Annotated in this window: 15 protein-coding genes; 8 read left to right on the top strand and 7 right to left on the bottom strand. The window is 66.0% G+C overall.

Annotated features, from left to right (window positions below; all coding sequences use genetic code 11):
* Positions 1–324: 324 nt before the first annotated feature.
* Entirely contained in the window at positions 325–2865 is a 2541-nt protein-coding gene (locus EV278_RS07715) for a TonB-dependent receptor (protein WP_165916560.1), read from the top strand.
* A gap of 478 nt (positions 2866–3343) precedes the next feature.
* Here EV278_RS07715 and EV278_RS07710 read toward each other — a convergent pair whose 3' ends face one another.
* Positions 3344–4006 (bottom strand): peroxiredoxin, encoded by a 663-nt coding sequence (locus EV278_RS07710; RefSeq protein ID WP_132088963.1) that lies wholly within the window; start codon positions 4004–4006, stop codon positions 3344–3346.
* A 72-nt stretch (positions 4007–4078) separates the two neighbouring features.
* Positions 4079–5416: an LLM class flavin-dependent oxidoreductase gene (locus EV278_RS07705; RefSeq protein ID WP_132088960.1), complete on the bottom strand. Its 1338-nt coding sequence runs from the start codon at positions 5414–5416 to the stop codon at positions 4079–4081.
* Between the two features lie 270 nt (positions 5417–5686).
* On the opposite strand from EV278_RS07705, the gene EV278_RS07700 reads away from it, so the two are divergent.
* Positions 5687–6544, top strand: a complete 858-nt coding sequence (locus tag EV278_RS07700) for a TauD/TfdA family dioxygenase (RefSeq protein WP_132088958.1) — start codon at positions 5687–5689, stop codon at positions 6542–6544.
* A 167-nt stretch (positions 6545–6711) separates the two neighbouring features.
* Here EV278_RS07700 and EV278_RS07695 read toward each other — a convergent pair whose 3' ends face one another.
* From EV278_RS07695 to EV278_RS07675, 5 genes are read right to left on the bottom strand one after another with little or no spacing between them, the layout of a single operon-like run.
* Positions 6712–8250 carry an AMP-binding protein gene (locus EV278_RS07695; protein WP_132089525.1) on the bottom strand — a complete coding sequence of 513 codons (1539 nt, stop codon included), beginning with the start codon at positions 8248–8250 and terminating at the stop codon, positions 6712–6714.
* Positions 8228–9022 (bottom strand): SDR family oxidoreductase, encoded by a 795-nt coding sequence (locus tag EV278_RS07690; RefSeq protein ID WP_132088955.1) that lies wholly within the window; start codon positions 9020–9022, stop codon positions 8228–8230. The genes EV278_RS07695 and EV278_RS07690 overlap by 23 nt, the downstream gene beginning before the upstream one ends.
* Positions 9015–9308 carry an EthD domain-containing protein gene (locus tag EV278_RS07685; protein WP_207905454.1) on the bottom strand — a complete coding sequence of 98 codons (294 nt, stop codon included), beginning with the start codon at positions 9306–9308 and terminating at the stop codon, positions 9015–9017. The genes EV278_RS07690 and EV278_RS07685 overlap by 8 nt, the downstream gene beginning before the upstream one ends.
* A 44-nt stretch (positions 9309–9352) precedes the next feature.
* Positions 9353–10150, bottom strand: a complete 798-nt coding sequence (locus tag EV278_RS07680; RefSeq protein WP_035075128.1) for an enoyl-CoA hydratase/isomerase family protein — start codon at positions 10148–10150, stop codon at positions 9353–9355.
* 42 nt (positions 10151–10192) lie between these two features.
* Positions 10193–10873 (bottom strand): carboxymuconolactone decarboxylase family protein, encoded by a 681-nt coding sequence (locus EV278_RS07675; RefSeq protein WP_207905453.1) that lies wholly within the window; start codon positions 10871–10873, stop codon positions 10193–10195.
* Between the two features lie 208 nt (positions 10874–11081).
* On the opposite strand from EV278_RS07675, the gene EV278_RS07670 reads away from it, so the two are divergent.
* The 6 genes from EV278_RS07670 to EV278_RS07645 all read left to right on the top strand — a co-directional run bounded on the left by EV278_RS07670 (position 11082) and on the right by EV278_RS07645 (position 19460).
* Positions 11082–12320 (top strand): acyl-CoA dehydrogenase family protein, encoded by a 1239-nt coding sequence (locus tag EV278_RS07670; protein ID WP_132088947.1) that lies wholly within the window; start codon positions 11082–11084, stop codon positions 12318–12320.
* Positions 12317–13399 carry a phosphotransferase family protein gene (locus tag EV278_RS07665; RefSeq protein WP_132088944.1) on the top strand — a complete coding sequence of 361 codons (1083 nt, stop codon included), beginning with the start codon at positions 12317–12319 and terminating at the stop codon, positions 13397–13399. Before EV278_RS07670 ends, EV278_RS07665 begins: the two co-directional genes overlap by 4 nt.
* An 88-nt stretch (positions 13400–13487) precedes the next feature.
* Positions 13488–15923: a TonB-dependent receptor gene (locus tag EV278_RS07660; RefSeq protein ID WP_132088941.1), complete on the top strand. Its 2436-nt coding sequence runs from the start codon at positions 13488–13490 to the stop codon at positions 15921–15923.
* Positions 15924–15932: 9 nt separating this feature from the next.
* A complete protein-coding gene (locus EV278_RS07655) occupies positions 15933–17267 on the top strand; it encodes an FAD-dependent oxidoreductase (RefSeq protein ID WP_132088938.1) in 1335 nt (444 codons plus the stop codon).
* On the top strand, positions 17264–18580 hold the full coding sequence (locus EV278_RS07650; protein WP_207905452.1) for an MFS transporter: 1317 nt from the start codon (positions 17264–17266) through the stop codon (positions 18578–18580). Before EV278_RS07655 ends, EV278_RS07650 begins: the two co-directional genes overlap by 4 nt.
* Positions 18573–19460 (top strand): SDR family NAD(P)-dependent oxidoreductase, encoded by an 888-nt coding sequence (locus EV278_RS07645; protein WP_132088936.1) that lies wholly within the window; start codon positions 18573–18575, stop codon positions 19458–19460. The genes EV278_RS07650 and EV278_RS07645 overlap by 8 nt, the downstream gene beginning before the upstream one ends.
* Positions 19461–19489 lie beyond the last annotated feature (29 nt).

Here is a 19489-nt window from a genome sequence, read left to right as displayed (position 1 = left end):
AGGGGTAAGGGAGTCAGATCCCGAGACTCTACCATTGGCTATAGAATACAGATAAAATTTCAGAAGCACTTATCTCGGGGTGGCGGAGTGATCGTTGGGGCGATTGTGTGCGGTGTAGCTTAATGCGTAAATTTGTATATTGAAACTACACACATAAAACCGGTAAATATATCGAATAGGTGGTATTTGTGGATGAAATATACAAAAATCTAACTTAATATGTAATTTATCTCATTTTACCAATGAGTATTAGGTGCGCCTTATCCCGGCGAGGATTTTTGGGGGTAAGGAATGCGCAGTAGCTTTTTCAAAGCGTCACTGATCATGGCGGGATCCATCCTGGCTTTTGCTTCGGCGGCGCGCGCCGAGACCGAAGTGGCTGGTGGCGTAGTGGCGGCGGCGGATGCGGCAGAGGCGGAGACCGCTGTCGAAGCCGTCATCGTCACGGGGTTGCGCGGTGGTGCGCAACGCACGGTCGCCGACAGTCCTGCGCCGATCGACGTGCTCGACGCCAAGCAACTGAACTATACCGGCCGAGCTGAGTTTTCCGAGGCCCTGTCCAAGCTGCTGCCGTCCGTGAACTTCGGCACCAACCAGGCGGGCGTCAATTCGATCGTCCGGCCGATCACCAACCGAGGCCTGGGCCCGGCCTATACGTTGGTCCTGGTCAACGGGAAACGGCGGCACAACAGCTCGCTGCTGACCAATGGCGGCGGCGACACCAGCGGCGTCAACGCCGTCGATCTGGACCTGATCCCGACCAGCGCCGTGCAGCGGATCGAGGTGCTCAAGGACAGCGCCGCCGCGCAATACGGCTCCGACGCCATAGCCGGCGTGGTCAATGTCGTGCTCGACAACAGCGCCAAGGGCGGCAGCTTGTCGGTCACCTATGGCGGGCTCTATGGCGGCGAGGGAGACCCCGACACCTACAAGATCCAGGGTGATTTCGGCTTTGCCCTGGGCAAGCAGGGCGGCTTCGTCCACCTCGGCGGCGACTACCGCAAGCGTGGCCTGGCCTGGTGGAACCTCAAGGCGACCGACACCAATCTCTACGGCCTGCCGACCGGCCGCACCGCCGCCCAGGTCATCGCCACGGCGGGCATCACCCAGGCCCAGTTCGACGCCAATGTCGCCGCCGCCAGCGCCCGCAACGCGGCCTGGAACGCCGACGGCGCCCACAATGGCGATCCCGAGGTCGAGGCGTTCAACCTGACCTACAATGCCGAACTGCCGCTGAGCGAAGACCTGACGGTCTATTCCTACGGAACCTATGGCCAGCGCGACACGGTGATCGGCAACAACTTCCGCCGGCCCAACAGCAACGCTAGCTTCTCGGCGCTTTTTCCCAATGGCTACTATCCGCTGAACAACACCTCGGAGACCGACTATCAGTTCGTCGGCGGCGGGCGCGGCAAGCTGGGCGCCTGGGACTGGGACTTCAGCCTTTCCCAGGGGCGTAATCGCAATCACCAGTTCAGCGATCTGGCGATCCGGCCTGCCCTGGGGCCGACCTCGCCGACCAAGTGGCCCAACCTGGCCACCTTCCTGTTCGAGCAGACGACCGCCAATCTGGATGTGACGCGCGAGATCGAGATCGGTTGGGCCAAGCCCCTGAGCCTGTCCTTCGGCGCGGAAGCCCGCCGCGATCATTTCCAGACCTTCGCCGCCGATCCCCTGGCCTATACGCCGGCCGCCTATGTGATCCAGAAGGGCGACCAGCAGTATGACTGGAATGTCGGGGTCCTGGCCTCGCCGGTGGTCCAGGCCGCCGTCGTCCTGACGCCCGACGACGTGGTCGACCTGAAGCGCGATGTGGTCGCCGGCTATGTCGATCTGGGACTCAGCCCAACCGACAAATGGTATGTCGGCCTGGCGGTGCGCGGCGAACAATATACTGGCAGCGCCGGCGGCACGGTCGGGGTGAAGGTCAATTCTCGCTACGACTTCACCGACAAGGTGGCGGTGCGCGGCACCGTCGGCACCGGCTTCCGGGCCCCGTCCCTGACCCAGCTCGGCTACGCCCAGACCGACGGCCGCACCGCGGTGATCAACGGCGTCCTGCAGCCCAATGTCGCCAAGCTGGCGCGCAACGACTCGCAGGTCGCGCGGTTGCTGGGCGCGCAGGATCTCAAGCCCGAGGAAAGCTGGAACGTCGGCCTGGGCGTGGTCTTGCGCCCGACCGCCAACGTCAACCTGACCATCGACGCCTACCACATTGTCATCGAGGACCGCATCGTCCGCACGGGACGGCTGTTTGGCCCGTCGGTGACGCCCATCCTGGTCGCAAACGGCCTGAGCCAGATCCAAAGCGTGGAATATTTCACCAACGCCGTCGACACGCGGACCGACGGCGTCGACGTGGTGCTGGACACGACCCGGCGTCTGGGCGACTGGGGACGGCTGCGGCTGAGCGCGGCGTTCAACTACAACAAGACCGACGTCACCCACATCATCGACGCCCCGGCCCAGCTGTCGAGCCTGTCGGCCGGCTCGGCCTTCTTTGGCGCTGACAAGGTTGGCGAGCTGACTGTGCTCAACCCGCACACCAAGCTGATCTTGGGTGGGAATCTCTCGTTCTGGCGGGCGGAGATCAATCTGCAGACCAGCCGCTACGGAAGCTATGTCGCGCGGCAGATCCCGCCGACGACCGACCGTGAATTTGGGTCCAAGTGGATCACCGACCTGGACGTCACGCTGTCGATCACGGAGCGGGCGCGTGTGGCGATCGGCGCCTCCAACCTTTTCGACGTTCGGCCGGAGACCAACGGCGTCGGCAGTCCGCAAAGCGGCGCGGGCTATTATGCTCCCTCGCCCTACGCCCCGAGCGGCGGGTTCTACTACACGCGCCTGTCGCTCGATTTTTAGGCGGCTGGAGTGGTTGAAATGACGGACTTGAAAGACTTTCGTTCGACCGCTCCCCTCAATCCCAATCGACGCGCCTTGCTCGTCGGCGGCCTCGCTGGGTTTGCTCTTCAGGGCTGCGCGAAGCGCCAGGCGACCCCGCGACCGGTCCTGACGATCGGCGATCAGCGCGGGGGCGTCCGCGCCCGGATGGCGGCGGCGGGCGCACTGGAGGGCGCCGTTCGCCTTCGCCTATGCCAATGGGGCCAAGGTCAAGGCGGTGTTGGCTGCGCGGATCGTCAACGCCGACCCGTCCGCCGATCGCGTCCCAGCGGTCCGGCAAAACAGGCTTACGCGGCGCGCGAAGTCCCAGGAGCACGCGTCCGGCCTCATTGACGAGTAGTCCCATGGATGCGCGAAGCATCGGCCCTGGATCATCGTTGAGGGGCGAAGGCTTGGGTGACCGCAGAAGGACCGGGCATCGATCCTGGCCGGTCGCACGTCAGCCCTGGGGCTGGGGCACGATGCGGATGTAGGGCTTGGGCTCGCGCCAGCCCCCTGGATAGAGCGTCTTGGCCTCTTCGTTCGACACCGAGCCGGCGATGAACACATCCTCGCCCTGAGCCCAATCGGCGGGTGTGGCGATACGATGCTTGGCCGTCAGTTGCAGGCTGTCGATCACCCGCAAGATTTCATCGAAGTTGCGGCCAGTGGTCATGGGGTAGGCGAGGATCAGCCTGATCTTCTTGTCCGGGCCGATGACGAAAACGTTGCGGACGGTCTGGTTGTCGGCGGCGGTGCGGCCGGCCGAGGCGCCTTCGACGCTGGCGGGGAGCAGGCCCCAGGCCTTGGAAATCGAAAGGTCCGTGTCGCCGATCAGCGGATAGTTCACCGCGTGGCCTTGGGTCTCGGCGATGTCGGCGGCCCATCGGGCGTGATCGGCGACCGGATCGACGGAGAGACCGATCACCTTGACCCCGCGTCGGTCGAATTCGGGCTTCAGACGCGCCACGGCGCCGAGCTCCGTCGTGCAGACCGGCGTGAAGTCCTTGGGGTGGCTGAACAGCACGCCCCAGCTGTCGCCGAGCCAGTCGTGAAAGTCGATCGGCCCTTGCGTAGTTTCGGCTGCGAAGTTGGGAGCGGTGTCCCCGAGCGCGAGCGACATGGCGGTCTCCAAATAGGCGATAGTGAGCGCGGTAGATGACCGCTTCGTCGGGACGAAGCGAGCCCCTGTGTTTCAGGCGACGGCGCGTTCAGACTTGGCGGTGGTGAACCGATTGGCCGGAACGTCGATCCCCAGACTTTCGCGGAAGGTCGCGCCCTCGTAGTCTTCGCGAAAGATCCCACGCTTCTGCAGCAGCGGCACCACCTCTTCGACCAGCAGTTGGAACTGCCCTGGGAGCGATTGGCCGATCACGAAGCCATCCGAGGCGCGGCTGTCGAGCCATAGCTCGAACTTGTCGGCGATCTGCTCGGGCGTGCCCACCAAGTCGCCGCGCGGCGTGGCGAAGCGCAGGGCCACCTGGCGCAGGGTCAGGTTCTCTTCCTCGACCGCCTTGGCGATCTTCAGCGTCGCCGACTGCGAGCTGTTGACGCCACGGCTGAACACGTCGGGGAAGGGGGCGTCGAGGTCGTAGCCTGTGAAGTCGTGGTCGTTGAAGCCTCGGCCCAGCATGGCCAGGGCGGATTCGATCGACACCAGCTCGGCGCGTTCGCGCCAGCGAGCGTCGGCCTCGGCCTCGGTGGAGCCGATGATCGGCGCCGCGGCGGGCAGGATGAACAGGCTGTCGGGATCGCGGCCAAAGCCGGCGGCGCGGGCCTTGACGTCGGCGTAGTAGGCGCGCGCCTCCTCGATGTCGCCATGGCCGACGAAGATCGCGTCGGCGCGCTTGGCGGCCAGGTTGCGGCCGTCCTCCGAGGCGCCGGCCTGGAAGATCACCGGCTGGCCTTGGGCCGAACGGGCGATGTTCAACGGGCCCTTCACGGAAAGGAATTCGCCCTTGTGGTCCAGGGTGTTGAGCTTGTCGGGATCGAAGAACACCCCGCTGGCCTTGTCGTGGATCAGGGCGTCGTCCTCCCAACTGTCCCAGAGGCCCTGGACGACGTCGAGATATTCGGCCGCCAGCTTGTAGCGGACGTCATGGGCCAAGTGCTCGGCCTTGCCGAAGTTCTCGGCCGAACCTTCAAGCCATGACGTCACCACATTCCAGCCGGCGCGGCCGCCGCTGATGTGATCCAGCGAAGCGAACTGGCGGGCGACGTTGAAGGGCTCCGAATAGGTGACGCTGAGCGTCGCCACCAGGCCGATGTGCTCGGTCACCGCGGCTAGGGCCGACAGGATGGTGATCGGCTCGAAGCGGTTGAGATAGTGCGGGCTGGACTTGGCGTTGATCGACAAGCTGTCGGCGATGAACAGGAAGTCGAACTTACCCTGTTCGGCCAGTTTGGCCGCGCGGGCGTAGTACTTGAAGTCGGTGCTGGCGCCGGGCTGGGCGTCGGGATGGCGCCAATCGGTCCAGGTGCGGCCAGCGCCCTCAATCATATGACCGAGTTTCAGTTGTTTGCGTTTCGCCATGGCGGCTGCCTCCGATATGTCGCCGGAATGACTGTCACCGTGCGTGGGCCATCGCAATGGAGTTTAGAAAATACATCATATTAGTATCTCCGGATAATACGGGCGTTATTATGATTTCATGAGCCATGAACTATTTGGAATTTAGATATAGGAATCTCTGGCGCGCGTTAGAGGATTACTGTTTCGCCTCGTCAGTGGTGATTACTCATGGTGGCGACAGCGTGTGGCGCTTTTCGCCCACGCCTCGATCCATCAGACGAGGACGGGCCCATGAGCGCCACCATCACTGGTATTCGCGAGACCGCGAGCGACGCGGCGGAATTCAGCACGATCCCGCTCAATCCAACGATTGGTTCGGAAGTCAGCGGCGTCGATCTGCGCCAGCCGCTGGGCAGGTCCCAGCGTGACGCCCTCAAGGCCCTGCTGCTGCAGCGCAAGGTGCTGTTCTTCCGCGACCAGGACATCACCCGCGACCAGCAATTGGCTTTCGCGGCCAATTTCGGCGAGGTCTACGCCCATCCGACCGGCGGGGTCGACACCCATCGCGCGGTGCAGCCGATCTCAGCCGAGGCGTTCAAGCAGTACAATATCCGTGAGAACCACTGGCACACCGACACCAGCTGGCGGATCAACCCGTCATTCGGCGCGGTGCTGAAGGCCGTGCACATCCCCGAGGTCGGCGGCGATACGATCTGGGCCGACGGCCACGCGATCTGGAAAGGCCTGCCAGAGGACCTGAAGGCGGCCGTCGATGATCTCTATGTCATCCACGACTATCAGGACGCTTTGACCAAGTCGGGCGAACGCTATCCGCTCGTGGCTCATCCGGCCATCCGCACCCACCCGGAAACCGGCGAGGAGATCTTCTGGATCAATTTCGGCCTCAAGCCTCGGTTCGTCGACCTGGCGCCGGAAGAGAGCAGGGCGCTGCTGGCCCGGCTCTATGACGAGGTCAAGAAGCCCGAGCACCACGCCCGCTTCCGCTGGCGGCCCAATTCGGTGGCGCTGTGGGACAATCGCGCCGGCCTGCACTACGCGGTGCGCGACTATGGCGACTTCCCGCGGGTGATGGAGCGTGTGCTGATCGGATCCGACGACATTCCGTATCGCGAGCGGCGTTCCACCTGACCCCAGGGCGAGGATGTAAGACTTTCGGCCAGGTCCCAACTCCGCATCTGGTCGTTTTGACCTTTAAAGGTATTTGCTTGCGGGCCGTCCTCCGCCGACGGGCGTTACCAACGCTGGTCGCCAAAGGTCCGGTTTCCGGCGTGGCGCCAATGTTGGAGGCTGGAAAATTAGGCGGCAGTACACCGGCGCCGTGCGATCACGGCCGCCGCGTGGGCGCCCATGGCCTTCTTGTCCAGCTTGCCTGTCGGGGTCACCGCCATGGTGTCGACGAGCACCAGATGCTCCGGCCATTTCTTACGCGACATTCCACTAGCGGCCATGTGGTCGAGCAAGGCTGGTAAGTCCAGGGTTTGAAAACCGGGGCGCAGCTTGCAAACTGCACAGGCCTGTTCGCCGAGTTTGGTCTCGGGCACGGCGACCACGGCGGCCTCGGCGATGGCGGGGTGTTGCAGTAGGGCGGCTTCGACCTCGGCGGGGTCTATGTTGAATCCTCCTCGAATGATCTGGTCCTTGATGCGCCCGACCACGCGGACGAAACCCTCGTCGTCGCGGATGATCTCGTCGCCAGTGAGATAGTAGCCGTCCGGCGTCATACGCTCCTGACCCGCGCCCATGCCCTGAGCGTAGCCGAGAAAAAGGGATGGGCCGCGCACGCCGGCCTGTCCCCGTTTGCCGCGGGGCAGGGCGGTAAGTTCGGCGTCGAACGCTTCTTCCTCCGTGCCTGGGAAGGGCTGTCCGTCGAAACGCTGGCGATGGTCGAGCGGATGGTCGGGCCAGGTCGAGCAATGGCCCATGCACTCGGACATCCCGAACATCCGCAGCGCCTTGACCCCAAGCAATTTGTCGGCGTCCGCGATCAGTTCGGCCGTCATCGCACTGCCGCCAACCGCCATGGCCTTGAGCGGCAGGCGTCTGGTCCAGAGGCCCTGGCGCGCGGCCTCGACCATGGTGAACAGGTGGGTTGGCACCGCGATCGCCCAGCCGCAGCCGAACCGCTCGGCCCGCGCCATCGCTTGGACCGGGTCCCAGGGATCGACGAACACCAGGCGCCGGCCTTGCGACAGCGCGAAATGAGCGGTGAAGGTGAAGCCCGGCGCGCTGTCCAGCGGCACGATCCCGAGCAGAGCGTCGTCGGGCGCCAGGCCGGCGATCGCCGCGCACGCCCTGGTGGCGTAGTTCAGCGCGCCCGCTCCGTGCATGACGCCTTTTGGAACCCCTGTAGACCCAGAGGTGAAACCGATCAGGACAGCGTCCTGGTCGCGGGGATCGTCGGAACGCCCGTCCAGAGGGCGCGGCAAGACCTCCCAGCGATCGGCCTGAGCGCAGACAACGGTCGCGGCGTGGCCCAGCGCGCCGTCCAGGGCCGTCAGTTCCGACGGGCCGAGTTTGGGGGAATAGGGGCAGAAGACGCTGTCGATCGCGGAGACGGCCAGCGCCGCAGCCAGGGTTCCGGCGGTCTTGTGGCCGGCGACCAGCACGCGGTCGCCTGGCCCAACGCCGTGACTCTGAAGCTCGACGGTAAGGGCGGCGGCCATCGCCGCCAGCTCTCCCCGGGTCCAGGGACGGTCGTCGCAATCGACCAGCGCCACCGCTTCGGAATCGGCTCGACGATGGGCTTGGAACTGCGGCCAAAGCCGAGCCTCGGTCCAGGAGAGGGTTTTCAACCCGTTCTCGAACGGAAGCTCAGGCAAGGGATTGTCCTCCATCGACAAGGAAGGTTTGGCCGGTGATGAAGCTGCCGGCCCCCGAGGCGAGTAAGGCCAGAGCGCCGCAGACCTCAAGCGGTGCGCCGAACCGGCCCAGCAGGATGCCGGCCTTGGTCTTGGCCTGGATGTCGGCGTCCAGCGTCTCGGTCATCCCAGTCTCGATGGACCCTGGGGCGATGGCGTTCACGCGGATGCCGTGACCGGCCCATTGGGCGGCCAGGTCACTGGTCAGATGGACGATCGCGGCCTTGGAGGTGGTGTAGGGGACCACCTGCCCGGCGTCCGGATGATAGGACAGGAAGGCGCCGACGGAGGCGATGTTGATGATGACGCCGCCGTCATGGCCGATCATGTGACGCGCCGCGTGACGACTGGCCAGGAAGGTCCCGGTGACGTTGACGTCCATCACCTTCTTCCAGCCCTTCAGCGGTATGTCCTGCGGCAGGCCCCACCAGGACGCGCCGGCGTTGTTGACCAGGATGTCCAGGCCGCCAAGCCGCGCGACGGTCTCGGCGATCGCGGCCTCCACGGAGTTCTCGTCGGTAATGTCGCAGGCTAGGCCGATCGCCTGAACGCCAAAGCGGTCCGCGAGCCGCTTGGCGGCCTCGCCGCAGTCGGCGGCGTTGCGCGAGGCCAGCGCCACGGAACAGCCGAGGTCGGCCAGGGTCGCGGCCATGGCCTCGGCCAGGGCGCCCCGGCCGCCGGTGATCAGCGCCCGCTTGCCGTGCAGGCGGAACAGCTGGCTGACGAAGCCTGGTGTTTGCTCAGTCATAGGCGGCCGCCAGCAGATCGACTTCCTCGGTGACGACGATGATGCGTTTGCCGCCCATGCCCTTGGTCTGCCGCGTGGCGGCTGCCCACTCCGGCGAACCGAGCGCGATGTCCAGCGCCGCCTGGTCGGCAAAGGTCAGGACAGCATGGCCGTCCCAGCCCGGCGCGCCAGGACAGTCGTAGTCCCGCGTCACCGCGCCGTGCCGGTAGGCCTGGAGGCCGGGCAGGACGCGGGCCGCCGCGGCGTGGGGGCCGCGCCACCACGCCGTGAACTGCTCGTGAGTCATGTCCGGCGGCCTGCTGGCCAGGACGACCATGCTGACGGCCATCCTTAAGCGCCCGTCCAGACCGGCTTGCGCTTCTCGAGGAAGGCGCTGACGCCCTCGCGCGCGTCGGCCGAGTGGTGAACCACGTTGCAGGTCATGGTCTCGAGGGTGATCAGCGAGTTGGTGTCGGCGTCCAGCCCGCGGTTGACCGCCATCTTGGTCATCCACATGCAGAACGGGCTGAGATCCAGGAAGGGCTGACAGAATTCGGCGATCAGGGCGTCGAACTTGTCGGCCGGAGCCGAGGCGTTGCACAGGCCCCATTCGGCGCATTCGTCGCCCGACAGCAGCTTGCCCGTCAGCATCAGCTCCTTGGCCTTGCGCATGCCGATATAGCGCGGCAGGCGATAGATCGGACCGGCCCCGCCGAACAGGGCGCGGCGGATATGGAAGTCGCCGATCTTGGCTTCCGAGGCGGCCAGGGCGAAGTCGCAGCTGATCATCAGTTCGAAGCCGCCGGCGACGGCGTAACCCTCGACCGCAGCGATCGTTGGTTTGCGCATGTTGAAGATCTTGTCGTAGGTGCGGGCGGAATCGATCGCCAGCTGCAGCGACGTGCTGGTTTCGTGCAGCACCGGACCGACCAACTGGTCCAGGTCGGCGCCTGAGCAGAAGGTGTTGCCGCGGCCGCGGAAGACGACGGCGAGCGCCTTGGGCTCGGCGGCGACCTTGTCGACGGCGGCTTCCAGTTCGCGCAGCAACTGAGGGCTGACGCAGTTGCGCTTGTGGGGACGGTTCAGCCAGATCGTGGCCAGGCCGTTGTCCGCCAGTTCGTACTGGATGACGTCTTTTTCGAGTTCCATCGTGATCTCCTTGTAAAAATTGAGCGGGGCGAGCCCGGAGGTTCAGGGAGTCTGGGCGTCCGGCGGAGCGAGCATGGCCCCCACGCCCATCCAGGCGGCGATCCCGGCCGATGGCACGGCGCAGAGAACGGCCTCGGCGATCTCCGCGTCGGTGGCGCCGGCATTGCGGGCGCCGCGAACGTGGGTGAGGGCCATCGGGCTGTAGCCGGCGGCCAGGATGGCCAGCAGCAGCAGCTCGCCGTGCTTGGGGCTGAGCGGATTGGCGTCGATGCTGCCGCGCCGCATCAGATAGTAGGCGTCGGCCGCGGGCGGGCTAAGGCGTAGGAGTTGCTGCAGAGGCGCCGGGATCGTCCCGAAATAGGCGGTAAAATTGGCGACCGCCTCGCCATCCGCCGCCGTCGCCAAGGGTTGGGCCGGCGGGGTGTCGACGGCGTCGAACACGATCTGGATCAGCCCGGCGAACTCCAGAGCGGCGCCTTCGCCGCGCAGGCTGCTGAGGACGATGAGCCCCGCGACCGCTTCCTTGACCGTCAGGCCAAGATCCCGGCCTCGGCTCAGCTCGCGCAAGGCCAGCGTTTCGTAGCGGCGGTCGATCGCTGCGACGGCCACGAACAGCGCCTTGAGCCGGCCCGGCACCGCGCCGTCGGCGTCGATGACACCGCGAAACCCGGCGTAGCCCGCCAGGGTGTAGGGTGCGAACCCCTGAAGCAGCGCGACGTCCATTAGCGGACTTGTTGTCATCGTTTCTCTCCTTGCCTCTGTCATGTTCGACCGACTGGTCGGGCGTCAAGCGCAAAAAAAAGTTGGCTGACCAGTTTGACAGCCGACCGGTCGGTCGAGTAGCCATTTGCACGACCAACCGGACGGTCGAGTCTTGTTGGCGGGAATGAAGCCCGGCTGGTGCGGTCAAGCGCGGCCGGAAGGGGTGCAGATGGATTTCGAGCAGTCAGCCAGGTCGCGGGAATGGATGGAGCGGGTCCGATCGTTCATGGACGATCATATCGCGCCTGCGCTTCCGATCTATCACCAGCAGTGCGCCGCGCTCGACCGCTGGAGCGAAATTCCGCCGATTTTCGACGAACTGAAGGCCAAGGCCAAGGCCGCCGGTCTGTGGAACATCTTCATGCCGCCGTCGGATCATGACGACGAGTTCTTCACCAGCGTGGGCCTGACCAATCTCGAATACGCGCCGATCGCCGAGACGATGGGGCGCATCTACATCGCCGCCGAGGTCTTCAACTGCATGGCGCCCGATACGGGCAATTTCGAGGTCCTGCACCGCTATGGCACGCCAGATCAGAAGCGGCGCTTCATGGTTCCGCTGCGGGACGGACAGACGCGTTCGGCCTTCCTGATGACCGAACCGGACGTGGCCTCGTCGGACGCGCGCAATATCCAGACATCGATCCGCCGCGACGGCGACGCCTACGTGATCAACGGCCGCAAGTGGTGGTCGTCGGGCGCGGGCCATCCGCGCTGCGCCTTCTTCATCCTGATGGGCAAGACCGATCCGGACGCGCCGGCCCATGGCCAGCAGTCGATGATCATCGTGCCGCGTGACACGCCGGGCGTCACCCTGGTGCGCCACCTGCCGGTATTTGGCTACGACCACGCGCCGCACGGCCATTTCGAGGTCCGGCTCGAGAACGTGCGGGTTCCCGCCGAAAACATGCTGTTGGGCGAGGGAAGGGGCTTCGAGATCGCCCAGGGGCGGCTTGGTCCGGGCCGCATCCATCACACCATGCGCAACATCGCCACGATGGAAGTGGCGCTGGAGAAGATGTGCAGGCGTCTGGTCCAGCGCCGGGCCTTCGGCAAGACGATCGGCGAACACTCGGTCTGGGAGCAGCGGATCGCGCGCGCGCGGTGCGAGATCGAGATGGCCAGGCTGCTCTGTCTCAAGGCGGCTCATCGCATGGACACGGTCGGCAACAAGGAAGCCCGGGCCGAGATCGCGATGATCAAGATCGCCGCGCCTCGCATGGCCCAGCAGATCGTCGACGACGCCATCCAGGCTCACGGCGGCGGCGGGGTCAGCGACGACTTCGGCCTGGCCGAAATGTGGGCCAACACCCGCATCGTGCGCCTGACGGACGGTCCAGACGAAGTTCACGAACGCCAGCTGGCGCGCCTGGAATTGGACAAGTATCGCATGGCGGTGGCGTCGTGAACGCCGTTCAGCCCGCCGCCTATCTGGGGACCACCCGCGCGGTCGCCGCAGGGACGCGGTTCGACGAAGCCCGCCTGACCCGCTACCTCGAAGCGCATGTGCCCGGGTTCCGGGGGGCGCTGACCGTCGAACAGTTCGAGGGCGGGCAATCCAACCCGACCTATCTGCTGATCACCCCGGATCGTCGCTACGTCCTGCGGTGCAAGCCGGCCGGCGTGTTGCTGAAATCCGCTCACGCGGTGGAGCGCGAATTCCGCGTCACCCGCGCCCTGTTTGAGGCCGGCCTGCCGGTGCCCGAACCTCTCGTCCTCTGTGAAGACGAAAGCGTCATCGGTGTCGTCTTCTACGTCATGCGACACGTGCCCGGCCGGGTCTTCTGGGATCCGAGCATGCCGGATCTCGATCGCGACGATCGCGCGGCGATCTACGATTCCGCCAATGCGACCCTGGCTCGAATGCACTGCGTGGACTACGTCGCGCTGGGGCTGGAGGATTTCGGACGGCGCGGAAACTATTTCGCCCGCCAGATCTCGCGCTGGTCCGGCCAATACGAGGCCTCTCGCACCACCGATCTCCCCGATATGGACCGTCTGATCGCGTGGTTGCCGGGCGCCATTCCCGATGACGGCGATCGCAGCACAGTCATCCATGGCGACTATTCGTTCCACAACCTCATCGTCCATCCGACGGAGCCGAGGGTGGTGGCCGTGCTCGACTGGGAGCTGTCGACGATCGGCAACCCCGTCGGCGACCTGACCTATCACATGATGGAGTGGTTCCGCCCCGCCGGCGTCGACGTCCGTGGAACGCTCGCGGGGGCGGACCTGGCGGCCCTCGGCATCCCCAGCGCGGAGGCCTACGCCGCGCGCTATCGAGACCGGACCGGTTTCGACGTCGACCCGACCCACCCCTTCTACCGCGCCTTCAACCTCTTTCGCGTGGCCGCGATCCTCCAGGGCATCGCCGGTCGCGCACGGGACGGCGTCCAGACCGACGCAAAGGCGGCCGAAATCATCACGCGCATCAAGCCGCTTGCGGCGGCGGCATGGCGCGAGGCCCAGGCGGCCGGAGCGAGCTGACCGCAACGACAGTCAATAGGCGTACTCATCAGCAACAAGGGCGAGATCGGCGACCACAAGCTCGACGCGCCTCAGGAGGGAAACAATCATGTTCAGGAACACGCGTTCTCAGGGATTGTTGGGATTGTTCGCTGGAGGGTCGCTTGCGGCCCTTGCGCTGCCGGCTCTGGCCCAGACCGCAGCGCCTGCCGTCCCGCAGCCGCCGGCCACGGCCCAGGACTCCAACGTGCTCGACGACATCGTGGTCTCGGCGCGTCGGCGCGAGGAGCGGCTGCAGGACGTGCCGGTCGCCGCCACCGTCGTCGGCCAATCGCAGGTCAAGCAATACAACCTGACCTCGGTCGCCAATATCCGCATCGTGGCCCCGGAAATCACCCTGGACCGCGGCTTCACGGGGTCGGCGACCTCGATTTCGCTGCGCGGCGTCAGTTCCTCGGCCATCGACGGCGGCGTCGAGCAGTCGGTGCTGCTGGACTTCGACGGCATGGCGATCAGCCGCGGCCGGATCCTCAATGACGCCCTGTTCGACGTCGACAGTCTGACGGTCCTCAAGGGGCCGCAAGCCGTGTTCTTCGGCAAGAACTCGCCCGGGGGCGTGGTCTCGGTCCGGTCCATCAATCCCGGCTCGAGCTTCGAAGGCTATGCCCGCGTCGGCTACGAGTTCACGTCTGACAACCTGCAGTTCGAGACGGCGGCCGGCGGTCCGATCAACGACCGGCTGGGCCTGCGGCTGGCGCTGATCAGCAGCCAGAGCGAAGGCTATATCCACAACAACGACAAGACCGGCGTCGTCGACGTCGTACGGTCCGCGGCGTCGGGCAGCACCTTCGTGCCGCCCGCTCCCGATCGCCTGGGCGCCGAGCGCAAGCTCGCCCTTCGCGGCACTGTGGTCTACGACAATGGCGAGGGCTTCAGCGCCAATCTCAAACTGCTGTACAGCCGATACAGAGGCCAGGGCCTGCAAAGCTTCAGCGAGGTGATGGGCTGTCCCGCAGGACGCACCCAGCCCCAGACGGTCGGCGGGGTGCTGGACCCCAATGGCGACTGCAAGCTGAACGATCGTTCGTCCCAGGGATGGCTGGCGCCCGAGATCATCGCCAACTGGCCGCAGGTCAACCGCCACGATAACGGCAAGCCCTATTCCAGCAACGACTCTTTCCTGCCGACGCTGACGCTCCAGTACGCCAGCGACACATTCACCCTGACCTCGGTCACGGGCTATTACGACTACGACTATATCAGCCAGGGCAACGCAGACGCGACGTCCTATTCGTACTTCTGGTCGTACAGCAACGAGAAGAACAAGAGCTTCTACCAGGAGGTGCGCGCCACCTCGACGCTCGAGGGACCGCTCAACTTCGCGTTCGGGGGCCACTACGAGAACAACCATCGTGACCTGTTCGTCGGGGCCGCCAGTGGCCCCGCGCCGCGTGATCCGGCGACGGGCAAGTACCACTCCAACGATAACCAGCAGGGCAATCGCTCGGATGCGTGGTCGGTGTTTGGCCAGGTGGTCTACAACATCACGCCCAAGCTCGAGTTGGCCGGCGGCGCGCGCTACACCAAGCAGACCAATGAGCTGGACTCCTTCAACAGCTACGTCAATCCGGTGATCGCGGCGAGCCAACTGCCGGTAGGCAAGCATGTCGTCGGCGAAAAGTCCCAGGACAACGTCTCGCCGGAGGTGACGCTGACCTGGCGCCCGAGCCGCGCCCTGACTGTCTATGGGGCCTACAAGACCGGTTTCCTGGCCGGCGGCTACTCCAACCCAGGCACCCTAAGCGCGATCACCACGATCAAAACCCTGAGCTTCGACGAAGAGACGGTTAAGGGTGGCGAGGTCGGCATCAAGAGCTCGTTGCTGGATGGCCGCCTGACCGCGAACGTGACGGGCTATCGCTACGAATACGAAGGCCTGCCCCTGACGTCGCTGATCGCGCTGAACGCCACGACCCTGACCTACGTCACGCAGAACGCGGCCAATACCATCGCCCAGGGCGTGGAGTTCGAGACGGCCTATCGCGGGCCGGATGGATGGACTCTCCGGGCGACCGCCTCCTACAACGACGCCCATTTCGACCGCTTCGACCGGGCGCAGTGCTACACGGGCCAGACGCTGGCCCAGGGATGCCTGGCCGACCCGGCGAACGGTGGCCGGTACCAGGACCTGTCGGGGCGAGCAGTGTATCGGGCGCCCAAGTGGATCGCCACGACCGGCTTCATCAAGACGTTCAAGGTGTCGGACAAGTTCGACGCGACGGTGAACGCCGATCTTCGCTACTCGTCCTCCTACTTCACCGGCCTGAACCTCAATCCGCTGTCGCGGCAGTCCGGATACGTGCTGTTGAACGCGGGCGTGCGCCTGGACTCGCACGACGGCTGGTCGGCTTCGATCATCGGGCGAAACCTGACGAACGAACGCTATGGCACGCTGGGCATCGACAAGCCCGGCGGCGCCGGCGAGGTGTTCACCGTGGCGGGCGAGCCGCGCGCGGTGGTCCTCCAACTCGAAAAGACGTTCTAGGGTTCGCGGATGGAAGACCACGGCATCGAATGCGATCTGCTGGTGATCGGTGGCGGCATGGCGGGTCTGTCCGCCGCCGCCTGGGCGGCGGAACGCGGCGCCCGGGTGATCGTTGTGGAGAAGGCGGCGGTCCTGGGCGGCTCGGCCGTGCTGTCCGGGGGCGTCTTCTGGACCGCCGTTTCGGCGGAAAAGATGACGCTCTACGGCGGCGGGGATCCGGCGCTGGGGCGGGTCGTGTTCGAGACCTATCCCGAAGCGGTCGCCTGGCTGCGCCGCCGCGGAGTCGACATGACCCCGCGGCTGGACGTCCTCCACGGCCAAGGCTACCAGATCGACATCCACGGCTATGTGCGCGGCTGCGCGGCGCTGGTTGAGCAGCATGGCGGATCGGTGGTCCTCGAGACCGAGACCTTGAGCCTGATCCAGGACGCCAGCGGGGCGGTGGTCGGGGCCCATACGCGGCACGCCGACGGCGAGGTCGTCGTGCGGGCCGCCGCCACGGTCCTGGCGACGGGCGGTTTCCAGGCCTCGCCGGAATTGCGCGCCCGCTACATCCACCCCAACGCCCGCGAGATGCGGTTGCGCTCCAACCCCGTCAGCGACGGGGCGGGCCTGCGCCTGGGCCAGGCCGTGGGCGGCGAGGTCGCCGGCTTCAACCGGGGCTTCTATGGCCATCTGGTCAGCGAAAGCCGGCGCTGGGACGACGAGCGGCTTTATGTCGCCCTGTCGCAGTATCACAGCGAGCACGCGCTGCTGATCAACGAGGCGGGCCATCGCTTCTGCGACGAGACGCTGGGCGATCACACCAACACCTACGAGACCCTGATCCAGCCGGGGGCGCGTGCGATCTGCTTCTGGGACGCGCGCGTGCACGAGGCCTATGCCACTGTACCGGTAGTCTCGATCGGAGAGCCCTTGGACAAGATGCGGACGGCGATCGAGAACGGGGGCCAGGGCGTCGTCGCCGCCACGCTGGATGAGGTCGCCGCCTTCGCGGACGATCAAGGGTTCGACGGCCTTGTCGTACGCGCGACGATCGAGGCCTTCAACCAGGCCGCGCGGCACGGGTGGGAGACCCTGCGTCCGCCCAGGACGGAGGACTGGCGACCGCTCGACAAGGCGCCGTACTACGCCCTGGTCGTCCATCCGGCGATCACCTTCACTTTTGGCGGTCTGACAATCGATACGGGCGCCCGGGTTCTCGGTGTCGATGGAACGCCCGTCCCTGGATTGTTCGCGGCGGGAAGCGATGGCGGCGGGGCCTACGGCCACGGCTATGCCGGCGGTCTCGCGCTAGCGATGACCTTCGGCATGACCGCCGCCCGTACGGCGGGCTGGGCATGAGGGACGTCGCCGACGCCGCGCTGACGCGCCAGGAAAACCGCTCCAGAAACGTGATGCTGCTGGCGCTGATTTCCGTGTCGGCCTTCAACTACGTCGACCGCACGATCATCTCGATCCTGCAGATCCCGATCAAGGCCGAGCTTGGCCTGTCGGACGGCCAGCTGGGAGCACTGACCGGCCTGGCCTTCGCGCTGTTCTACGCCACCCTGTCGCTGCCCATCGCCCGGCTGGCGGACCGATATAGCCGCCGGTGGATCGTGGTGATCTCCTTGGTCGTCTGGAGCGCGATGACCGCGATGTGCGGCTTGGCGACCGGCTTCTTCAGCCTGGTGTTCCTGCGCATCGGGGTCGCGATCGGCGAAGCGGGCAGCGTGCCCGCCAGCGTGTCGCTGATCGCCGACTACTATCCTCCGGCGCGTCGCGCGGCCGCCATGTCGACCTGGGGCCTGGCGCTGCCGATCGGCCTGTTGCTGGGCTACACCTGTACGGGCTGGCTGGCCGAGGCGGTGGGCTGGCGAATGGCCTTCGGCGTCGTGGGCGGCGCGGGCGTGCTGCTGTCGCCGCTGATCCTGCGTATGATCGCCGAGCCGCGCCGTGGCCGGTTCGATCCCGCGACGGCGGAGGTCGCGGCGGCGCCGCCGATCGGAGCGGCGCTCGGCGCTCTCTGGCGCAACCGGGCCTTCCGTTATGTGGTGCTGGCCGGGATGTTCCACGGCTTTACCCAATACGCGATGATGACCTGGAACGCGCCGTTCTTCACGCGGAGCCATGGCTTGTCGCTGGGCCAGGTCGCGCCGCTGATGGCTCTGCTGAGCGGTGGGGCCGGCGCCGTGGGCATCTATGCCAGCGGCTGGATCGCCGATCGCCTGTCGGCGAGCAATGCGCGCTGGCGCCTGTGGATCATGGCCCTTTCGGTCGGCGCCACGGTCCCTTGCGCGCTGGTGCAGTATCTCGTGCCGTCGACCCCGCTGGCCATCGCCGCCGCCGCGCTCGCCGCCGCGCTGATGATCGCCTACTACGGCCCGATCCTGGCGACGACGCAGTCGGCGGTCAGCCCGACGATACGTGCGTTCAGCAACGCGGTTTTGCTGCTCACCTTCAATCTCTTCGGTCTTGGACTGGGACCTTGGGTGACGGGCCTGTTGAGTGATCTGCTGACCGAACGCTTTGGCCACGACGCCCTGCGCTATGCCCTGGTGATCGTGCTGGTCCCTTCGGCCCTGGCGTCGGGAATCTTCTTCTACGCGGCCCGCTTCTGGGCTCCGGACAGCACCGTGCCGCGCGCGGCCGACGGGAGTAGCGATCGTGCATGATTTCAAGGGCAAGTGCGCCGTCATCACCGGCGCGGGCAGCGGCATCGGAGCCGCGCTGGCGCGCCGCGCGGCCGCCGAAGGCATGAACCTCGTCCTGGCCGACATTGCCGAAGACGACGTTCGGGCAGTCGCCGCGAGCCTGGGCGGCGTCGACGCCCTGGCGCTGCGCTGCGATGTCTCCGACGCGGGGAGCGTCGAGGCGCTGGCCGAGGCCGCCTATGACCGGTTCGGCGCGGTCGACCTGCTCTGCAACAACGCCGGCGTGGTTCCCGGCGGCCGCCATCGCAAGGTGTGGGAATACACGGTCGCGGACTGGGACTGGTCGCTGGGCGTCAATCTCTACGGGGTCGTCCACGGCATTCGCGCCTTTGTTCCGCGGATGATCGCGGTCGGGCGGCCCGCCCACATCATGAACACCGCGTCCGTCGCGGGCGTGGTCAGCGGTTCGGGATCGGCCTGTTATGGCGCGGCCAAGCACGCGGTCGTGCGCGCCACCGAGGCGCTCTATGCGGGTTTGAAGGAGGTGGGAGCCCCGATCGGCGTGACGATGCTGTGCCCTGGCCTGGTCAGGACCGGCATTTATGATGCGGAGAAGCGACGTCCCGCACGGTTCGCGAGCGCCGAGGGCGCGCCGAGCGAGTCCGCCGAGCTCGAACAGATGCGCGAGGACCTCTATCGCAACGCCACCACGCCGGAGGAAGCCGCGGATATCGCCTTTCAGGGCGTCATCGACAACCGGTTCTACGTCTTCACCACCACCAGCTTCGACTCCGCGATCGAGAAACGCGCCCAGGACATCCTGGCGCGCGCCGATCCGAGCTTCGAAAGCATCGTCGCGATGAGCCGCAAGGATGCGGGCCTGGACGCCGTGCAGGACTAGGCGGGAGGCGTGGATTGTTCCGGAGTCCG

It is taken from the genome of Caulobacter sp. BK020 (assembly GCF_004342605.1).
In the GTDB taxonomy this organism is placed as follows: domain Bacteria; phylum Pseudomonadota; class Alphaproteobacteria; order Caulobacterales; family Caulobacteraceae; genus Caulobacter.
Note: the sequence above shows the minus strand (reverse complement) of the source record. Positions and strands in the feature narration are given on the sequence as shown.